16 protein-coding genes are annotated in these 20,080 nt (G+C 53.0%); all 16 read left to right on the top strand.

What is annotated here, in order from left to right; genetic code table 11:
- The first annotated feature begins 78 nt into the window (after nt 1-78).
- The 16 genes from IEY46_RS22930 to IEY46_RS22855 all read left to right on the top strand — a co-directional run bounded on the left by IEY46_RS22930 (nt 79) and on the right by IEY46_RS22855 (nt 20,068).
- Nucleotides 79-1,116 carry a LacI family DNA-binding transcriptional regulator gene (locus IEY46_RS22930; protein ID WP_188995378.1) on the top strand — a complete coding sequence of 346 codons (1,038 nt, stop codon included), beginning with the start codon at nt 79-81 and terminating at the stop codon, nt 1,114-1,116.
- 455 nt (nt 1,117-1,571) lie between these two features.
- Nucleotides 1,572-2,873, top strand: a complete 1,302-nt coding sequence (locus IEY46_RS22925; RefSeq protein WP_188995376.1) for an ABC transporter substrate-binding protein — start codon at nt 1,572-1,574, stop codon at nt 2,871-2,873.
- A 30-nt stretch (nt 2,874-2,903) separates the two neighbouring features.
- Entirely contained in the window at nt 2,904-3,785 is an 882-nt protein-coding gene (locus IEY46_RS22920) for a carbohydrate ABC transporter permease (protein ID WP_188995374.1), read from the top strand.
- The gene (locus IEY46_RS22915; protein ID WP_188995372.1) at nt 3,778-4,611 is read left to right on the top strand and encodes a carbohydrate ABC transporter permease; all 834 of its coding nucleotides are present in this window, start codon (nt 3,778-3,780) and stop codon (nt 4,609-4,611) included. The genes IEY46_RS22920 and IEY46_RS22915 overlap by 8 nt, the downstream gene beginning before the upstream one ends.
- A gap of 21 nt (nt 4,612-4,632) precedes the next feature.
- The gene (locus IEY46_RS22910; RefSeq protein WP_188995370.1) at nt 4,633-5,862 is read left to right on the top strand and encodes a Gfo/Idh/MocA family oxidoreductase; all 1,230 of its coding nucleotides are present in this window, start codon (nt 4,633-4,635) and stop codon (nt 5,860-5,862) included.
- 23 nt (nt 5,863-5,885) lie between these two features.
- Nucleotides 5,886-7,973: an alpha/beta hydrolase family protein gene (locus tag IEY46_RS22905; protein ID WP_188995368.1), complete on the top strand. Its 2,088-nt coding sequence runs from the start codon at nt 5,886-5,888 to the stop codon at nt 7,971-7,973.
- A gap of 29 nt (nt 7,974-8,002) precedes the next feature.
- Nucleotides 8,003-9,259: a Gfo/Idh/MocA family protein gene (locus tag IEY46_RS22900; protein WP_188995366.1), complete on the top strand. Its 1,257-nt coding sequence runs from the start codon at nt 8,003-8,005 to the stop codon at nt 9,257-9,259.
- Between the two features lie 95 nt (nt 9,260-9,354).
- Nucleotides 9,355-10,092 (top strand): 6-phosphogluconolactonase, encoded by a 738-nt coding sequence (locus IEY46_RS22895; protein WP_188995364.1) that lies wholly within the window; start codon nt 9,355-9,357, stop codon nt 10,090-10,092.
- Between the two features lie 3 nt (nt 10,093-10,095).
- The gene (locus IEY46_RS22890; RefSeq protein ID WP_229750474.1) at nt 10,096-11,262 is read left to right on the top strand and encodes an N-acetylglucosamine-6-phosphate deacetylase; all 1,167 of its coding nucleotides are present in this window, start codon (nt 10,096-10,098) and stop codon (nt 11,260-11,262) included.
- A 192-nt stretch (nt 11,263-11,454) separates the two neighbouring features.
- Nucleotides 11,455-12,240 carry an arylamine N-acetyltransferase family protein gene (locus IEY46_RS22885; RefSeq protein ID WP_188995361.1) on the top strand — a complete coding sequence of 262 codons (786 nt, stop codon included), beginning with the start codon at nt 11,455-11,457 and terminating at the stop codon, nt 12,238-12,240.
- Between the two features lie 722 nt (nt 12,241-12,962).
- Nucleotides 12,963-13,913 carry an ABC transporter permease gene (locus IEY46_RS22880; protein WP_188995359.1) on the top strand — a complete coding sequence of 317 codons (951 nt, stop codon included), beginning with the start codon at nt 12,963-12,965 and terminating at the stop codon, nt 13,911-13,913.
- Nucleotides 13,914-13,959: 46 nt separating this feature from the next.
- Entirely contained in the window at nt 13,960-14,829 is an 870-nt protein-coding gene (locus tag IEY46_RS22875) for a carbohydrate ABC transporter permease (RefSeq protein ID WP_188995357.1), read from the top strand.
- 117 nt (nt 14,830-14,946) lie between these two features.
- Nucleotides 14,947-16,485 (top strand): extracellular solute-binding protein, encoded by a 1,539-nt coding sequence (locus IEY46_RS22870; protein ID WP_188995355.1) that lies wholly within the window; start codon nt 14,947-14,949, stop codon nt 16,483-16,485.
- A 144-nt stretch (nt 16,486-16,629) separates the two neighbouring features.
- Nucleotides 16,630-17,376 carry a response regulator transcription factor gene (locus IEY46_RS22865; RefSeq protein ID WP_229750516.1) on the top strand — a complete coding sequence of 249 codons (747 nt, stop codon included), beginning with the start codon at nt 16,630-16,632 and terminating at the stop codon, nt 17,374-17,376.
- Entirely contained in the window at nt 17,373-19,223 is a 1,851-nt protein-coding gene (locus IEY46_RS22860) for a sensor histidine kinase (RefSeq protein ID WP_229750515.1), read from the top strand. Before IEY46_RS22865 ends, IEY46_RS22860 begins: the two co-directional genes overlap by 4 nt.
- A gap of 77 nt (nt 19,224-19,300) precedes the next feature.
- Complete coding sequence (locus IEY46_RS22855) at nt 19,301-20,068, top strand: phytanoyl-CoA dioxygenase family protein (RefSeq protein WP_188995349.1); 768 nt, start codon at nt 19,301-19,303, stop codon at nt 20,066-20,068.
- Nucleotides 20,069-20,080: the final 12 nt, after the last annotated feature.

Below are 20,080 nucleotides of genomic sequence, written 5' to 3'. Positions count from 1 at the left end.
GTCACAGAAGGTTGATTTCTGGCGTTACAGTTTGTATAATCAACTCATAGAAATCGATTACTAAAGGTGAGCTGTCCTATGAAAAAACCAATTACCATCCACGATATCGCCAAAATTGCCGGTGTTTCCTCAGCCACGGTGTCGCGGGTACTCAGCAACAGCACGTATCCGGTCAGCGCCGCGATGAAGGAGAAGATTCAGCGCATCGCCAAGGATTCGAATTATATTCCGAATCTGCTGGGCAAGCAGTTGAAAACCAACTCCAGCATGACGATCGGTGTCATCATTCCTTCAATCAGCAATCCTTTCTATTCCTCTGTGATTCTTGGAATTGAGGGCATCGCCCGCCAGCACAATTTTCATGTGATTGTATGCAATTCCCTCCACGATGCGGCATTGGAGGAGGAATACCTGAAAACCATTGTGGAGAATCAGGTCAAAGGCTTGATTATTTCCTCCATTTCCACGGACAAGCGGCTGCTCAAGCAGATGGTGGATACGGGCATGAAAGTGATCGCTATCGATCAGAAGGTGGAAGGGGAGGGTATCCGTCAGATTGAGTTCGATTATCGCAAAGGCGGTTATCTGGCTACCCGGCATCTGCAGGGCAAGGGGCATAAACGCATTGCTTATGTCACCTCACAGATGGACCGCCCCAGCCGCAGAAGCATTTACCGCGGATATCTCAAGGCTACGGAGGAAGCGGGACTTGAGCCCGTTATGGTGGAATCCGCGGAAGAGGATGTCTACAACAGTGCGTATGAATTTGATATCGGCAAGAAATTAACCAGTCAGCTGCTCAGCAGCAATGACCCGCCAAGCGCGATATTCGCATGCAATGATGTCATGGCTTTTGGCGTCATCAATGAACTTACAGAGCGCGGCATACAGGTTCCGCAGGATATATCGGTGATTGGCTTCGACGGGATTGAATACGGCCAGATGATTCAACCGCCTCTTACCACAGTGAAGCAGCCGGACTATGAGATGGGCAAGATGGCCTGCAATATGCTGATGGATATGCTCAAGGGCGGCGATGGTCCGGTTTTTGATATCATGCTGCAGCCAAAACTGCTGGAGCGCAGCTCTGTAACCAACGCAAAAGAATTACTGTAAACGAGGCTTGTGGGAGATTTGTTTTGCGCATCAAGCATGTATAGCAGCATTCTTCAGGAATGCCGCTATACATAAGGGTCCGTTGGAAGCGATTGCACAAACAGACAGGCAGGAAAAGCAATCGACTTCAATAAATAGAGATCCAAGATCACATATAACATTTTAAGTAATATTAATGTTATGTATATGGGGAATCTTTATTATATTTCTCCATATCGAGTTGCTGAAAGGCGATTTTTCTAACACAGCCGGAATGAATTTTATAAAAAAGGGTTTTCAAGCTCTTATAGGCTATGTTATACTCCTCTTACAGTAATCGATTACTATTGATTTTCGATACTTGTAAATTTTATTTTTAAGCAAGTGTTGTGAGTATGTTATTTTACCTAACATATAAAATTGAAATGTGAATTGGAAAAACGGCAACTAAAGTTATTTACAGGGAGGCTATTTCAATGAAGAAGACATTTCATCTATCTGTTCTTGCCTTAACTGCTGTTCTCGCATTATCCGCGTGCTCTTCGTCAAATGGAGAAAACAACAAGCCGGATGGTTCGAATTCCGGCGGCGAAACACCGAAACAGGTCACGTTAAAGCTCGGATTGCCGGGCAGCTACGATGTGACCAGCAAAGAAATTGTCGACGGATTCATCGCCAGTCATCCCAATATTAAAGTAGAAATTCAGGAAGCGCCTTGGGGGGACTTCACCTCGAAGATCGCGACACAAATTGCCGGCAATACGATGCCGGACGTGTGGCTGCAGGAGAATGCCGTCATTCTGGGCTATGGCAAGCGGGGTGTAGCCGAGGATCTGAGCCCTTTTATCGAGAAGGATCTGAAAGCGGACGATTATATCGACGGACTGTTCGCGGCGAAAGCTACTGACGGCAAAGTGTACGGCGTACCGCATGGGATCAACCCCATCGCGCTGGCTTACAACAAGAAGGTGTTCGACGATGCCGGGGTTCCGGCGCCTACTGATGACTGGACCTATCAGGATCTGATCGATGCCTCCAAGAAACTGACGAAGAAGAATGAGGTTTATGGTTTCGTCGGCGCTTATTCCATTACACAGGGCTGGTTCCCGTGGATCAAGCAGGCCGGCGGTTATGCGCTTGACGAGACACTGACAAAAGCAATGTTCTCGGATCCCAAATCCATAACCGGTCTGACGCAGCTGGTGGACGGGGTGAAAGACGGGTATTTCACGAATCCTGATTTTCTGACGGTTAACGGCGGCGAGCTGCAGACTTTCGCGGCGGGCAAAGCGGCCATGTACTTTATGCAGTACAGCAGCCAGGTATCCATGAACAGCGATTTTCCGGATACCGACTGGGATGTTGTGAAAATCCCGAAAGCCGTCGACGGCAAACGCTATGTGCCGATGGTGACCAATTCCTGGCTGATTTCCTCCCGAGCCAAGCAGGAATCCAAGGATGCCGCCTGGGAGTTCCTGAAGTATTATTTGGGTGATGAAGCACAGAAGATTGTCGCGGACAGCGGCTCGACGCTTCCGGTCAAGAAGACGGCGCTGGATTCGCTGGATCAGAGTACGACGAAGCCTGCGAACAAGAAGGCGTTTACCGAAGGTATCGCCGAGGGGGGCGTAACGCTTGACGAGAATGCTTCCTGGAGCGAATGGCGTATTATTGTTCAGCAATATGTGAATGAACTGGCTAAAGGCAACGGCGATGCACAGAGCATTGCCAAAGAAATAGACAAGAAGGTTCAGGAAGTGCTGGACAGCAATCAATAGTAAGCCAGGGCAAGGAAAGGCTGTGGTTATATGCACAAGCAAGGATATTGGGGATATATATTCACCCTGCCATTCATCATAAATGTGATTGTGTTTGTCCTTTTTCCCATCGTGTTTTCGGCCTATATCTCTTTCACGCAGTGGGATTTGTTTAATGCTCCGAAATGGGTGGGAGCGGACAACTGGATTCGCACGCTCAAACAAGAGCAGTTCTGGGTCTCGGTGCGCAATGTGCTGTATTTCTCGGCCATTTTCGTTCCGCTCCAGACGCTGATCGCATTCGTGGCGGCTTATCTGCTGAATCTGTCGATCCGGGGCAAGACCTTCTTCCGGCTGCTGTACTTCATGCCGGTGGTTACGCCCTGGATCGCGGGAGGGCTGATCTGGGTATGGCTGTACAATTACCAGTACGGACTCATTAACTGGGGACTTGAAGCCATCGGAATCGCGCCTGTGAAATGGCTCGACAGCCAGCACTGGTGGGTCGTTATCGGAAGTGTGGCACTTACGAACGTATGGAAGGGCGTCGGCTCCTCCATGATCATGCTGCTCGCCGGCATGCAGAATGTGCCGAAGGAAATGCTTGAAGCCTCGCAGATTGACGGCGCTACCGGCTGGAAGCAGCTGACGCGTATCGTATTTCCGATGGTATCGCCGATGATTTATCTGGTTATGATTCTCTCGACCATCTCGTCGTTTCAGACCTTTGATGTGTTCCTGGGGATGTTCGGCTCGTTCGTCGCAGGGATTCCGGACCGCAATATGGTGCCGAACCTGCTGATTTACCGCGATGCGTTCCTGCTGTTCAAGATGGGCCCCGCGTCGGCAACGGCATGGCTGTTGTTTGTTATTATCCTGTCCATCACCCTTTTCCAACGTTACTTTGAGAAGAGGTGGGTGCACTATGATTAATTACCGCAAAGTGATTGCCCACGGACTGATTTATCTGGTGCTCGGCATTGGCGCGATCGCCATGGCTTTTCCGTTCATATGGATGCTCTCGACATCGCTTAAGACGCTGGGGGCCGTCTCCAAGCTGCCGCCTGAAATCATTCCGCGCCCATTCAATTGGGATAATTACGTTACCGTATGGAATAAGGTCAGCTTCGGACGTTATACGCTGAACAGCTTTCTGATTGTGGTGGTCGACCTTGCGGGCACGCTGATTTCCTGCTCCCTGGTCGCCTTTGGACTTGCGATGTTCCAGTTCAAGCTTCGCAATCTGATCTATCTCGTTATGCTGGGCACCTTGATGCTGCCTTCGCAGGTGACGATGATCCCGAGCTATTTTATCTGGAAAGAGCTCGGGGGCTTGGACACCTATTATCCGCTCATTGTCCCCAGCTTCCTGGGCGGGGCGTTCGGAATTTTCCTGATGCACCAGTTTCTCAAGAGCCTGCCAAAGGAGCTTTATGAATCCGCCGTTATCGACGGCTGCCGCCCGCCGGGCATCTTCTGGCGGATATATCTGCCGCTGTGCCGTCCGGCGCTGTCGGCGCTGGGTGTCTTTACGTTCATGAGCGCCTGGAATAATACGGTGGGGCCGCTGATCTATCTTCAGAGCAAGGAATTATATACGCTCCCCCTCGCACTGCTGTATCTCAAATCCGATACGGATATCAATACAGCCCTGTTGATGGCGGGAGCGATGATCGTGACGCTGCCGGTTGTCATTATTTACCTGATTGCCCAGAAGCAGTTCGTACAAGGTATCGCTTCGACGGGACTCAAAGGGTAGCGGTAAGGAGGAGTGGAGCAAATGAAGAAAGTTGTGCTTGTTGGAGCAGGTTCCAGAGCTTTATATATGTTTGCGAAGCCGATGGCGGAGGATTGGAAGAGCCACATCGATTTCTGCGGCATTTACGATACCAACCGCATCCGCGCGAATCTGGTAAGCGTGGAGTGCGGCGGCATTCCGGTCTATGAGGATTTCGGCGCAATGCTGAAGGCTGTCCACCCGGATACTGTCATTGTGGCCAGCACAGACAGTACGCATCATACCTATATTGTGGCCTCTCTGCGCGCGGGCTGCGATGTGATTACGGAGAAACCGATGACGATCGACGCCGAGAAGACGAATGAGATCATCGAAGCGGAGCGTGCAAGCGGGCGCAAGGTTACCGTAACCTTCAATCTCCGGTTTGCCCCTTACTTTGCCAAGGTGAAGGAGCTGCTGGCGGGAGGAGCCATCGGGGAGATCCATCATGTTTCCCTGGAGTGGTATCTGGACCGCAGCCATGGCGCTGATTATTTCCGACGCTGGCATGCGGAGATGAAGAACAGCGGAGGTCTGCTGGTGCATAAGTCGACGCATCATTTTGACATCGTCAACTGGTGGGTGGACGCATTTCCGGCGGATGTTCAGGCTTACGGTTCCAGGCGCTTCTATGGTCCGACCCGCGCCGAGCGGGGGGTGCGCTGCCTGACCTGCGATTATACCGATACCTGCGAGTTTTATCTGGATCTGTCCAAGCATCCGTTTATGGAGACGTATTATCATAAGGCGGAAAGCGAGGACGGGTACGTGCGGGACCGCTGTGTGTTCGACGAGCGGATTGACATTTATGACAATATGTCCGTCCAGGTGCGCTACAACAGCGGCGCGCTGCTCACGTATTCGCTTGTTGCCTACAGCCCTTACGAGGGCTGGCGGGCCACGATTAACGGAAGCGGAGGCCGGATGGAGCTGACGAATATTTACAGCAACGCGGATATGCGGCAGGAGGAAGACAACCGGATTAAGATTTACAAGCCGGATGGGACTACCGAGGATATCCAGGTTTCGGTATCGGCCGGAGGCCATGGCGGCGGCGATGCGAAGCTGCACAAAATCTTATTCTCCGGCGTGGAGACCGAAGATCCGCTCGGCCAGCAGGCGGGCAGCTATGCGGGGGCGATGTCGCTCCTGATCGGCCATGCCGCCAACAAGTCGATCCAGGAAGGACGGCAGGTGCATATTGCCGATCTGCTGCCGATACGAACGATTTAAACGGGATTGGGAGGAAAGCGCCGATGAGCGGATTATCTCAATTGGAATCCTTTATATGCACGTTATACGATACGAAAGACCAGTTGAAGCGGCATATTTTCGACCGCTCCGATGCTGCTTTCCGGCAAGGCGACCAGGACCGGGACGATATCCGCAGCCTGGAGCAGCTTAAAGCTCGGAAGCAGCGGATGCGCCGCAAATTTCTGGAGGCGGTCGGCGGCCTGCCGGCCGATGCCCCCTCATTGAATGCCCGGACCACAGGAACGATACGCCAGGGGAATTGGCGGATCGAGAACGTGATCTTCGAATCGAGGCCAGGCCATTATGTGACGGCCAATCTGTATGTCCCTGATGGGTCCGCGTCCCCTGGCCCGGCAGTACTGTTTCTGTGCGGACATGAACGCGATGCGAAGCACAGCGATCTCTACCGGAAAGTATGCATCCGCCTCGTCCAGGCAGGGCTGATCGTTCTTGCGGTGGATCCGATCGGACAGGGCGAGCGCTTCAGCTACATGCAAGGCGGTGGCCCGGGAACCGCTGTGAGCTGGGGTACTGCGGAGCATCAGCATGCAGGGGCGCAGTGCCTGCCGCTTGGCGAAGGACTGGCCCGCTATTTTCTGCATGATGCGATGCGGGCCGTCGATTATCTGCTCAGCCGGCCGGAGGTGGATCCTTCGCGGATTGGCGTAACCGGCAATTCCGGCGGCGGCACGCAGACTGCGATGATGATGCTGTGCGATGACCGCATCGCGGCGGCGGCTCCAGGTACATTCATCATGAACCGCAAGGATTATATGCATGCGGGCGGCGTTCAGGATGCGGAGCAGGTATGGCCGGGACTCAGTGCCGCAGGCTTCGATCACGAGGATCTGCTGCTGGCTTTCGCGCCGCGTCCGGTGCTTGTGCTGGCAGCCGCTTATGATTTTTTTCCCATCGAGGCCACGCGCCGCACGGTGGAACGCAGCCAGCGCTTCTGGGAGCTTTACGGCCAGGGCGGACGGCTGCGTCTGGCAGAGGACCAGACGCTGCACAGCTATACGGATGTTCTGGCGAAAGAAGCGGCCGTCTTCTTCCGCCGTCAGCTTGCAGGGAACTCTCGCGAGGTGGACTGGACACCGGAAATGCTGCCGCTCGACGGGAGTCGCCTTCAATGCACGGGAAGCGGTCAGGTCGTGACAGAGTTTGCCGACGCCAGAGTGGTCAGGGATGAGAACGAGGCACAGGCGGCGAAGCTTGCAGCTTGGCGGGCGGAACAGCCCGAAGCCGTCCTGCGCAGGAGAGGGCTTGCATGGCTGGCAGACCGGGTCATCGGGCCTCGCCTGCCAAGTCAGCTGAATCCCCGGCGCATGCCGCTTGGCTGTGTGGACGGCCTCGAAGCCGAATATCTGCTGTGGTGGTCGCAGCCGGGACTCATGAACAGTGCCATCCGTTTCCGTAAGCCGGCGGCTGTGCCGTCTGGAGGGGAATCCGGTGCGGCGGGCAGCTGCAGCACAGTCCGGGGCAATGGCGAGGAAGCGTTCGCTTCTAACGGCTCGAGTCCTCTGAGAGCGGCGAATGCAGCGGACAGGGAAAACGTCGGGGATGTCCGGCCCTCTGCTGTCGCAGCTTTATGGGAGGGCGGGACAACGGCGCTTGAACGTCATGGGGACTGGATCAAGGAAACATGCGCATCCGGGAGAGAAGTGTATGTGCTCAACGTCAGCGGGATGGGGCCGCACGAGCCGTATCCCATCTATAGGCGACCGGCGCTGCCGTTCTTCGGCGTTCTGCACAAGCTGTCTGACGACCTGCTGTGGATAGGCGACAGTCTGGCCGCCGTCCGGGCCTACGACGTTATCCGCTGCCTGGATTTAATCGGCCAAGTAAGCGGCCTGGGCGGGGAAGCGGTGGATTTCTACACGGCCGGAAGGACGAATCTGTATGTGAAGCTGGCTGCGGCGCTTGATCCTCGTGTTGGGGCTGCAGATGTGGTGGACCCGCTGCCGGAGGTATCTGCCTGGGTCAGTGCAGCCTTATATGAAGAAGAAGACGCGATGAGTTATATTCTTCCGGGCATGCTGAATTATTTTGATTTGGCGGACCTGGACAGGTGGCGCCTGGAGGGCAAGTGACAACTACGATGAAGAAGGGAGCGGATGACATGAAACGGAATGAACCGGTTACCGTCACGCTGATCGGCGCAGGCTTCCGGGGAATGATCTACACCGACTATGCCAAAAGCCGGCCTGACGAGCTTCGTGTTGTTGCCGTCGCAGAGCCTGATGAGCGCAAGCGCAGCCGGGTTAAGGAAAAGTTCGACCTTCCCGGGGAAAGCTGCTTCTCCAGCTGGGATGAGCTGTTCGCACAACCGCGCCAGTCCGATGCGGTGATGATTTGCACGCAGGACCGTTATCATTTTGAACCGGCGATGAAGGCACTGAAGGCAGGTTATCATGTCCTGCTGGAGAAGCCGATGTCGCCTGATGCCGAGGAATGTATCGCAATGGGGCGCCAAGCGGAGGAAGCGGGGCGCATTCTGACGATCTGCCATGTGCTGCGCTACTCGCCTTTTTTTCGCACGATCAAGCAGCTGCTGGATGAGGGGCGGATCGGCCGGCTGATGTCCATCCAGCATAATGAAAATGTGGGCTACTGGCATCAGGCCCACAGCTATGTGAGAGGAAATTGGCGCAATACCGAGACCTCAAGCCCGATGATTCTGGCCAAGTCCTGCCACGATCTCGATATTATGCTGTGGTTTGCCGAAAGCGACTGCCAGAGTCTCTCCTCCTACGGCAGCCTGTCGCATTTCAAGGCTGAATCCGCTCCACCGGGTGCGCCGCTGCGCTGTCTCGACGGTTGTCCGGTATCGGACAGCTGCGTGTATTATGCGCCCAATATTTATCTGCATGCCGATTACGGCTGGAAGCAGGCGGCTTCAAGTCCTGATCCCAGCTATGAAGCACGATATCAGGCGCTGCTGGATGGACCGTATGGCCGGTGCGTGTATCATTGCGATAACGATGTGGTGGACCACCAGGTTGTCAGCATGGATTTTGCCAATGAAGTTACGGGTGTCTTCACCATGAGCGCCTTTACGGAGGAAACAAGCCGTACCCTGAAGCTGATGGGAACGCTAGGCGAAATCCGGGCCTCGATGGAGAACAACGAGATTGAGCTGCGGATCTTTGGCAGCGGACGCAAGGAGCAGATTACGCTGACCGATCCCGGCGGACATGTCGGGCATGGCGGCGGGGACCACAGACTGGTCCGCGATTTTGTTCAGTCGGTCAGGCATTATGGAGAATACGATAGTGCCACTTCGGCCCAGGCCTCGATTCAAAGCCATCTGATGGCATTTGCGGCCGAGAAGTCCCGGCTGGAGCGGCGGATGGTGACGCTGAAGGAATTTTCATAACCTGTTTTGTGTTCATTTAGATGAGAAGAGCAGCCGGCAACGCCATAGCAGAGATGCTTTAACAACAAGCTGCACATCAAGGAGGAGTAAATCATATGCAAATTAATATTCTGGAAAATGCCGACCGTCTCGGTTACGAAGCTGCCCTCGCCAGTGAAGCGGCGCTTAAGGAAATTATCGCAAAACAAGGCCATGCCAGGATCGCCCTGTCTACAGGGGCCTCGCAATTTGAGTTTTTGAAGCACTTTATCGGTATGGACATTGAATGGAACAAGATCGAAATGTTTCATTTGGACGAATATATTGCCCTTTCCGAGCAGCATCCCGCAAGCTTCCGCAAATATCTGAAGGAGCGGTTCCTGCAGCATGTCAAAATTGGCAGCTGCCATCTGGTCGACGGGGAGGGAAATGCCGAAGAGACCGTCCGGCAATTGAATGAGCAGATTTCCAAAGCGCCGATTGATCTGGCGTTGATCGGAATTGGCGAGAACGCCCATATTGCGTTCAATGATCCCCCGGCGGATTTCAACAAAGCGGAACCTTATCATATCGTGAATCTGAATGAGGCCTGCAAGCAGCAGCAGGTTGGAGAAGGCTGGTTCGCTTCGCTTGCGGATGTGCCTAAGCAGGCGATCAGCATGTCGGTGAAACAGATTATGAGCAGCCATCGGATTATTTCCTGCGTACCACATCAGGCCAAAGCCAAAGCGATTGCCAACACGCTGAAACAATCGCTGGATCCGAACTGCCCGGCCACGATTCTGAAATCGCATCCGGATTGGAAGCTGTACCTCGACAAGAAATCCGCATCCGAGATTTACGCCTGGGTGTAACACATGATGATCTGCAAGGGTATTCGCGCAGATACAGGTGTGGCGGTGGAGATTTCGGTGGATGCGGGAGTGCTGCAGGGCATCACTCCGCTTGCAGACTTAAATTCCGGGACAGGGAAGCTTCCCTGGATATCCCCGGGATGGCTCGATCTCCAGGTTAATGGCTACGGCGGCTATGACTTCAACGCGGAGGAGATCTCGTTCGCCGACATCGAAGGGGCCAGCCGGGCACTTCATTCCCGTGGTGTAGCGCTTTATCTGCCGACAGTCATTACGGGCAGCAAAGAGCGGATGCTGCAGGGACTTGGGGCAATATCAAGCTACTGCCGCTCGCATCAGCATGCATGGGGTTCCATTGCAGGCATCCATCTGGAAGGCCCTTATTTATCCGGGGAGGACGGATGCCGGGGCGCTCACCCCAAAGAGCAGATGCGCGATCCGGATTGGGCTGAGTTCCAGGCGTTTCAAGAGGCGGCGGACGGCATGATCTCGCTGGTCACGCTGGCTCCGGAGCGCGAAGGCTCAGAAGCATTCATCCGCAGGCTGGTTGAAGCGGGGATTGCGGTTGCAATTGGCCATACCAAAGCAACGGCCGTCCAGTTGGACCGGGCCGCTCGGGCAGGAGCCTCGATATCGACGCATCTGGGCAACGGCTCCGAACCGCTGCTTGCCCGACATCCCAATTATATCTGGGATCAGTTGGCTGATGACCGGCTGTGGGCGACTTTCATTCCCGATGGCCATCATCTGGCCCCTTCCGTGCTCAAATCGATGCTTCGTGCGAAGCAGAGCAAAGCGGTTCTTGTGAGCGATTGCGTCAAGTTTGGCGGCATGCCCCCGGGACGCTACGACAGCCTGATCGGCGGGCAAGTGGAGCTGCATGCCGATGGCAGGTTGAACACGGCGGCCAATCCCGCCATTCTGGCTGGCTCGGCGTATTCGCTTGATCTGGGCATCAGCAGCGTTCTGCGGTATACGGATTGGCTGCTGCCCGAAGCGGTGGAAGCTGTTACTTCGAGACCGGCGCAGGCTCTTGGGCGGCCAGAGCTTGGGAAGCTTGAGCCGGGCAGTCCGGCGAATCTGACGCTATTCGAATATAATGAAGTAACGCATCAAATCACGATTCAAGAAACCATTGTCGCAGGCGAATCCGTCTTCCGGCAGACGTAAACCATAACCAGCAGCGTCACTTGCGAGTTCATCGCCGGACGCTGCTGGTTTTATGTTTTATTGCCCCTGCACGAGCGAAGGAAAAATATCGTTCCCGCCTCATCCCGGAAAAAGCCTGATGTGGTATAGTATTAAGCAATAAATACCGGCAACAAGGCCTATAAGGCGAACCTTTGTGAAGGAGTCGACCCGATGATGACAAAACGCAATTCTCTGAAACCGGAAGTGACCGCTTACCTGGAGCGGATCGGCTATAAGGGCGTGCTGGACGGCAGCGCGGCTGTACTGGCCGAGCTGCAGGAAAGGCATCTCCATTCGGTCCCTTATGAAAATTTGGATATTCTGAAGGGGATCCCGTTATCCCTGGAAGTTCCGGCGCTTATCGATAAAATCGTCGTTCGCAGGCGCGGCGGATACTGTTTTGAACTGAATGCCCTGTTCGGGTGGCTGCTGCGCGAGCTTGGTTACGTCGTCACCGATCTGTTTGCGCGGTTCTGGCGGGACGAGACCAACGCACCGCCCAAACGGCGCCATCATGTGTTGAGGGTAGAGGCGGAGGGCTCCACCTATCTGTGCGATGTCGGGGTTGGCGGTATTGTTCCGCGCCGCCCGGTTCGGATGGAGGAGCATCTGGAACAGCCTCAAGGCGACGAATGCTACCGGCTGGAGCGGGATTCGTATTACGGCTGGGTGCTCTGCGAGAGGAAGCGGGGGGAGTGGTGCTGGCTCTACTCCTTCACGGAAGAGCCGCAGCTGCCCAAGGATTTTATTATGGCGACCTACTGGTGCGAACACGCCCCGGATTCGATTTTTGCCCGCAGCGCTATGGCAGCTATGCGCACCTCTCAGGGAAGAAACACATTGGCAGGCAGGGAGTTCCGTATTTTCACTCCGGAAGGCGTTCAGGCTTTTACGCCGGAATCGGAGGAAGCCTATAACGAAGCGCTTAACACCTATTTCGGTATTGAGGCTCCTTAAATAACCGGCCTTGTCCGGTTATCCGACAGCCTGACGGTAATGTTATCACATATTCTCGATGCAATGGCCTGATGCAGCAGCAGCGTGTCTAATCCAACTATGGGAATCAACGGAAGGAACCGACGTGCATTTGCTGGAGCGCGCGCTGAGCAACTGTTGGATAGTGCCGTACGGCACACGCCTGAGCGTGGCAGAATAACGTGGAATGCCGCAAGGAGCATGACCGGATTTCGTTCACTATCCGCGATTCAAGACCGGCTGATGCGATTGCGAGAGAGGTTTACACCAGCAGCCCGTCAGCCCAAGTTACATAGGCTAATACACGTAACGGGCTAGCGGTGATTAGAGGCGGGAACCTCCGCCGAATTGATCTGCGCAACCCGCAACCCGCAACCCGCAACCCGCAACCCGCAACCCGCAACCCGCAACCCGCAACCCGCAACCCGCAACCCGCAACCCGCAACCCGCAACCCGCAAGAGTGACACTTTGACGTGTTCCTCTCTTGCGGGTTTTTTGTGGCAGCATCCTTGTCTCACGATCACTCGAACGGCTCGCAGGGCGTACCGGTATCACGGATGTTTCCTATTTGAAAGACCATGGAATATTCCCCGAAATCGTGATTTTGTCTTATACCATTATTGAAATGCGGATTATATAATGGGATACATCGGGCTAATGAAAGGGTTTACATTTGATATTACTGGAGGGAGGCACCGGTCTGATGAAAGCAGAACCATCCATAACAGAGCCAGTGGAGCCTGGAAAAACCGGCAAGGCATGGAAGGAAATCCGGATGGATTACCAGCTGTACCTGATGCTTCTGCCCGCTTTGGCGGTATTGATTGTATTCAAGTATTTTCCGATTTATGGCGCGCTCATCGCATTCAAGGACTATAACCTGGTAGAAGGGATCTTTGGGAGCAAGTGGGCAGGCTTGAAGCACTTCCAGAATCTATTCCAATCCGAGAAGTTCTACAGTGTATTTATCAACACGCTGCTTATCAACTTATATAAGCTGGTGTTCCAATTCCCCATTCCAATCTTATTGGCATTAATGATTAATGAAATTAGACATACCGTGTTCAAGCGTTTCAGTCAAAGCGTGACGTATTTGCCCCATTTTCTCTCTTGGGTTGTCGTCAGCGCAATCTTTGCCAACTTGCTGTCGCCTACGAGCGGAATCGTAAACGCTGTTATCGGGTATTTCGGAATCGATCCTATTCTGTTTATGACGGATGAACGGTTTTTCCGGGCTGTATTGGTCACCTCTTCCGCTTTCAGAGAGAGCGGATGGAGCTCCATTATTTATTTGGCCGCGATTATGGCCGTTGATTCGCAGCTGTATGAAGCAGCACGGATGGACGGTGCGAGCAAGCTCAGGCAGATCTGGCATATTACCTTGCCAGGGATACGAAGCGTGATCGTCTTCATCATTATGCTGCGTCTAGGTGCCGCATTAGCGAATGACTTGGAGCAGGTCTTGATGTTCTATAGTCCGATGGTATACAGCGTGGGTGATGTTCTTGGCACGTATGTGTATCGGATCGGCCTAGGACAGATGAAATACAGCTTCAGTACGGCGGTCAACTTATTCCAGTCGGTCATCGGATTGACGCTGGTCATCACAGCTAATGCGATCAGCAAGAAATTCGGAGAACGCGGGCTATGGTGATGCAGGTTGAGGCAAGCAGACATGCGGGGAGGGAGCAGGGCGCATCATGGCGTTAAAAACGAGAGGTGAAGCGATATTCGAAATCGTGAATTATTTCCTGCTGAGCATCGTTATCGTAGCGTGTTTATTACCGCTGCTCAATATAGCGGCAAAGTCTTTCAGCAGTGAAGCCTATGTCTTGGCGGGTGAAATCTTTATCTGGCCTAAAGGCTTCAGCGTCCAGGCTTACGAGATTGTTCTGGGCAGCCGGCGGTTCTGGACTTCTTTCGGGAATACGGTGTTCATTACAGTCGTGGGTACTGCGCTGAACACCACTCTTACGATCTTCGCGGGATATGCGCTGTCCCGTAAGCGTCTTCGAGGACAAAGTGTGATTATGTTTCTGTTTATCTTCTCGATGCTGTTCAGCGGGGGAATCATACCGACCTATCTGATTATGAAGGAAGTCGGGCTTCTCAACTCCTTGTGGGCACTCATCATCCCAGGGCTGGTAGCGCCTTTCAATATGATCATCATGCGGCTGTACTTTTACAATATCCCGGACAGTATGGAAGAGTCGGCGAAGATCGATGGAGCATCCCATTTCAGAATTCTGTTCGCGATTATGATTCCGCTCGCGATGCCTTCAATTGCGACGATCTCCTTATTCTACGCGGTGGAATACTGGAACAATTATTTCGATGCGTTAATCTATCTGAATAAGCATAGTCTGTTTCCGCTGCAGGTCTATTTGCGGGAAATCATTCTCAACGCGTCGAGCGCGGATGTGAATAACATCGACTTGATGCTGAATACCGCGCAGGAATCGGTGCGGGGGGCTACGGTTGTGGCGGCTACGCTGCCGATCCTGGTCGTGTATCCGTTTCTCCAGAAGCACTTTGTCAAAGGTGCAATGCTTGGGGCGGTGAAGCAGTAATCGTGTTCACATGTTTCTTCGGGAAGGAATTCAGAGCGGTCAGACGAAGGTCTGAACCATTCTTTATTCATAGATGAGCTAGGATGAATAGAAGGCGGACTATGGGAGGGAATGCTTGTGAAACGCTTGTGGGGAAATAGGCTTCAACCCGTCATGCTCGCGATGCTGGCTATGATAATGATCGCAGGGTGTGGAGGCGGGAATAACGATTCACCGAAGGGCGATGATGCCGCTGCAAAGGGGAATAATCAGGGCTCGACCGCAAAGGGGAGCGTACAAACGAAGCTAAAGGTGTACGTTCCATCGAATGTCGAGGAGTTTCCTTCGGGAACGGACCTCAATAAGAATGAGATTGTAGACTATATTAAAGAGAAAACGGGTTTCGACATCGAATGGGAGATGCAGCCGAAGGAAAGTGTGGATCAGAAGATCAATATTATGATGGCTTCCGGGGACACGCCGGACTTGATCATTACAGGCAGCAAATCCATCTATGCCAACCTTGCACAACAAGGGCTGCTTGCTCCTCTTGATGAGGCGCTGAACGAGCACGGGCCAAGAATCATGGAGACCGTCCCTGCGGATACATGGAAAGCGGTTACGTATAATGACAGCATCTATGCCATCGCGGTTCCCCAGAATCAGTCTTCGACGATGGGGATGCTGGTAAGAACGGATATTCTGGACGAACTGGGCATTCCGATTCCGAAGACGTTGGATGAATACTCGGCTGCGCTGAAGACGATTCATGAAAAGAAGTCTGCCAGTGGACTTATTCCATTATTGGGCGGGGCTGCTGACGGCAATGGCGATGCATTCGGATATATTCAGAGCTTCTCCGGCGCATTCGGGCTTGGCGCACAGTATGTGGTCGAGGGCGACAAAGTCGTACACACCTATACGCAGCCGGCTGCCAAGGAATACCTGTCGTATATGAGCAAGCTGCATGCGGATGGCATTCTGGACCGTGAGTTTCCAGTCAATAAGAATCCGAACATCCAGGAGAAATTGGTTAGCGGGCAGGCGGCAATGGCTACCGTCGGCTGGGCGGATGCGAAAGGGATTATTGAAGCCTTCAAGGAGAAGAATCCCAATGGAAAGCTTGAGCTGATCCACCCGCCGGTTGGTGCTGACGGCCAATACGGCTACCAGAAAAATACACCTGTACGCGTCTATATGCTAATTCCCAAAGCAAGCGCCAAGGTGAAGGAAGTCGTCCAGTTCATCAACAATTATATGGCTGAAGATATCCTGAATGTGGTCTCCTATGGATGGGAAGGCAAGCATTACAATATGAAGGATGGCGTGGTCGTCGCTTCGGAAGAAGCGGAGAATATCCGATACCGGATCTACTACCAGCTGTGGGATACGGAGAAGAATTTCTTGAACCGCGTTGCACTTAAGGGTTTCTCTCCTTATTACGATCCGCTTAAAGAATATCCGACCTATACGGAAATTACAAACTATGCGCCGCCGATTCCGGAGGTGGAGGAGAATTCGCAAGCGCTGCTTGATCTGACGAACGAGTATTTCATCAAAATTATTACAGGCGCACTGCCGCTTGATGCCTTCGATGAGTATGTAAGTAAATGGAACAGTCTAGGTGGAGAGGCCTCCCTGAAAGCCATTAATGAGTGGTACCAGACGTTTAAGTAATGTTCCCTGAGGACGGGAGAGGGACGTCCTCTCCTCCCTGGTCCCGTCTTATAGCCGCCATTGATGATGGTATAATAAGGACACGAGAGTTGGTTTAGCTTACGTTCTCTTCAAAGGGGTTAGGAGGAACGAATCGTGTTATCGATGGTTATTGTAGACGATGAGGATATTATTCGCGAGGGACTGAGAGACTTCGTCGATTGGTCGGTAATGGGCATCCGGATTACCGGCGAAGCGGGGAATGGAAGGGAAGCGCTGCAGAAGATCAGGGAGCTGAAGCCGGACATTCTGCTCACGGATGTGGTGATGCCGGGTATGAACGGTCTGGAGTTAATTCAGGTGATCCGGGAAGAAGCCCATCCGGTGGAGATCGTTGTTCTAAGCGCATTCGAGAATTTTCAATACATTAAATCCGCGCTTAAGTATGATGCAGTCGATTATCTGGTGAAACCGTTCAACCAGATTGAGCTTGAACAGGTGATGGATAAAGTTGTCCTGCAGGTGAAGCGTGATAAGCTGATTGCGGAATTTATTCCGGAGCAGACGCTTGCCGCCGGAGGCCGCACCCGGGAGGGTCGAATCTCGCAAGAGATCGTGAAGCTGATTGAACGGCGCTATATGGAGAAGCTTTCCATTCAAGATATCGCGAATGAAATTTGCCTATCGATCAATCATATGGCGAGCGTGTTCAAGAAAGAGACAGGCGATACCGTTGTCGATTATTTGACCAAAGTGCGCATGATGCATGCGAAGCGGATGCTACGCGATCCATCCTATAAGATTTATGAGATTGCAGATGGTACAGGGTACGCGGACGCGAATTATTTTGCCAAGGTGTTCAAGAAATATTCGGGTCTGAGTCCCAAGGAGTATAGAGACCAGTGGTCATGAAGAGACGGGGATTGACTGCAGGAACGAGGTCTTGGCCGGGGCGAATTGTCCGAAGGCTTCTGCCGAGAAGCTTGACTTTACGCGGCAAGCTCTTGCTTTCTTACTTGACGATCATTATTCTGGCGACGGCACTTATTGGATATTTTTCATACTTGAAAGCCACGCAGATCGTGGAAGAACAAGTCAGTGTGACTTTCAAGCAGGCCCTGCAGCAGGCGGCCATTAACATTACGTATCGGCTGGAAGAAGTGGAGAACGTATCGGAGCTCATTCTGATGCACCCGCAATTGCAGCTTATTCTGAAGAGGGAACGCTCAGGGTATGGCGATACGACGACGGTGCAGCTGCTGAACGACTTTCAGGATTTGATCAGTATTGTGACCAATCTGGAGAACAACCGGAACATCTATCGGATTCGAATCTTCGTCTCCGGCGATTCCCTGTACTCCCGCGAGAGCAATAATATTTTTAGAATGAAGGATCTGGACGGCGCGTTGATGAAGCAGCTGATGGATTCGGATGGTCATATCTTGTGGAAGAGCACGTACGAGCAGGAATACCTGCCCCGTAATCGGCTGGAGGTCATCTCCATGTTCCGCACTATGAACGATTTGCAAAACCTTCGATCAGTGATTGCAGTCGTTGCGATCGATATTCAGGAGAATGTGCTGAACAGCGTGTTCAAGGAGGTCAATTTCTCCGAGAATGGCGCCATCTTCGTCTATAACAACGGAGAACGGATAACGTCCTTCGCTTCTGAAGCGATATCCGAATTCGATGAACACGATGTTATGGAGAAGATCTCGCAGGCCGATCATACCGAGGATATGCCGATCATTCGATTGGGTGAAACGGATTTCTTCACAATCCTCCAGAAAGTGGAGTACAACGGCTGGGAGATTGCCGCCTTGGTTCCTGTCCGCGAAATCAGGGCTAAGAATCGAATTATCGGTGAATATACGGGCTATATCGGTCTGCTTGTGATCGGTCTTGCCACATTGTCGGCTATTCTGCTGGCGAATCGGCTGACTCGCGGCCTGCGTACGCTGGTTCTGCATATGCAGGATGTGAAACAGGGGAACTATGGAGAAGCGATCCAAGTAACCGGCAACGACGAAATATCCGGCTTGCAATCCCAATATAACAGTATGGTCCTGCGGATCAAGGAATTAGTCGATACGGTCTACCTGATAGGCGTACGTAAACAGGCGGCGGAGCTTACGGCATTAGAATCGCAGATTAAGCCGCATTTCTTATACAACACGCTGGATACGCTGAAGTGGATGGGGATCAGGATCAAGGCCGATCATATCGTGTCGCTGGTAGACTCGTTGTCGAGGTTTTTCCGGATCGGCTTGAATCGGGGGCAGGAGCTGACAGCGGTGGTGAGCGAGCTCAATCATGTCCAAGCCTTTATGAATATCCAGGAGATTCGCTATGCGGGGAAGCTGCATTACTACTGCGAGGTCGACAGTGAACTGCTCAGCCGCCGGATCACGAAGCTGATTCTGCAGCCGATTGTGGAGAATGCGGTTCTGCATGGGATTCAGCAGAAGGAAGACCATTCCGGAACGGTTATCGTACGGGTGCAAACGGATGATGACCACCTGGTGTTCACCGTTATCGATGACGGGGTTGGTATGACGCGCAAGCAGCAGGAGGTGCTGCTGCGCGAGGATCGTGGGGGCGGATATGGCGTGAAGAACGTTCATCAGCGGATACGTCTGTATTACGGGGAGAAGTACGGCGTCGAATGCTATAGCCGCCCGGGGATCGGAACATGCATCCGCATCCGCTTGCCGCTCGCCATGAATGAGCTTCATGGAAGCGGAAGGCTGCACGTCTAGCTTGGGACCGGCAACCGCTCCAGGATAATCAGTTTTTTAGAAATTATCATCATATACATGTTGGAGGGAATGGGCAGATGAATGTAAATCTTACGTTTGAGCAGCTGGCAAGCTACGAGGAAACGGGATATTTGGTTCTGCGCAATATATTCAGTGAGCAGGAGGTTCGATTGTGGCAAGCGGAATGCGAGCGTCTGCAAAGCTTGGAGGAGTACGTCAATCCACAGAATCTTCGGGTAGCCTTTCGCAAAGTCGCGAGCGGCGAGCAGATGATCGAGAAGTTCGATCCGCTGCTCGACGTCTCCCCGGTATTCGCCAATCTGTTTCAGGATGAGCGGATCCTGGCGCCGCTTCGGGATATTTACTTGGATGAGCCGCTTCTCTTCAAAGATAAGCTGATCTTCAAGCTGCCAGGCAATGCCGGCTATACGATGCATCAGGATGCCGCCTTCTGGCATGGATTCCCGTACGATGGACTCATCTCCGTCATGGTGGCGATTGATGGCGCAACGAAGGAGAATGGCGGCCTGGAATTATTCCCCGGCTACCACGACAAGTTCCGCCAGAAGGAAGCGCTGCGAAACTTCGACGCGGAAGAGGTGGCGGCGATTGACGCCTCCAAGGGGATCATCTACGAGACCAATCCGGGCGATATGATTCTATTCTCATCCTTGACGCCGCATCAGAGCGGCACGAATACGTCCAATTCCAGCCGCAGACAGCTATTCCTGACGTATTCCCCATCGAAGAACGGGCAGTTATATAAGGCGCATTATCAGCATTACCGGCGCTATGTCACTCGCGGAGCTGAAGCGAATGCATTGAACGAGAAGTACTTTAAATAAGCCGATTGTGGA

This window comes from Paenibacillus nasutitermitis, from assembly GCF_014641075.1.
GTDB lineage: Bacteria > Bacillota > Bacilli > Paenibacillales > Paenibacillaceae > Paenibacillus_Z > Paenibacillus_Z nasutitermitis.
Note: the sequence above shows the minus strand (reverse complement) of the source record. Positions and strands in the feature narration are given on the sequence as shown.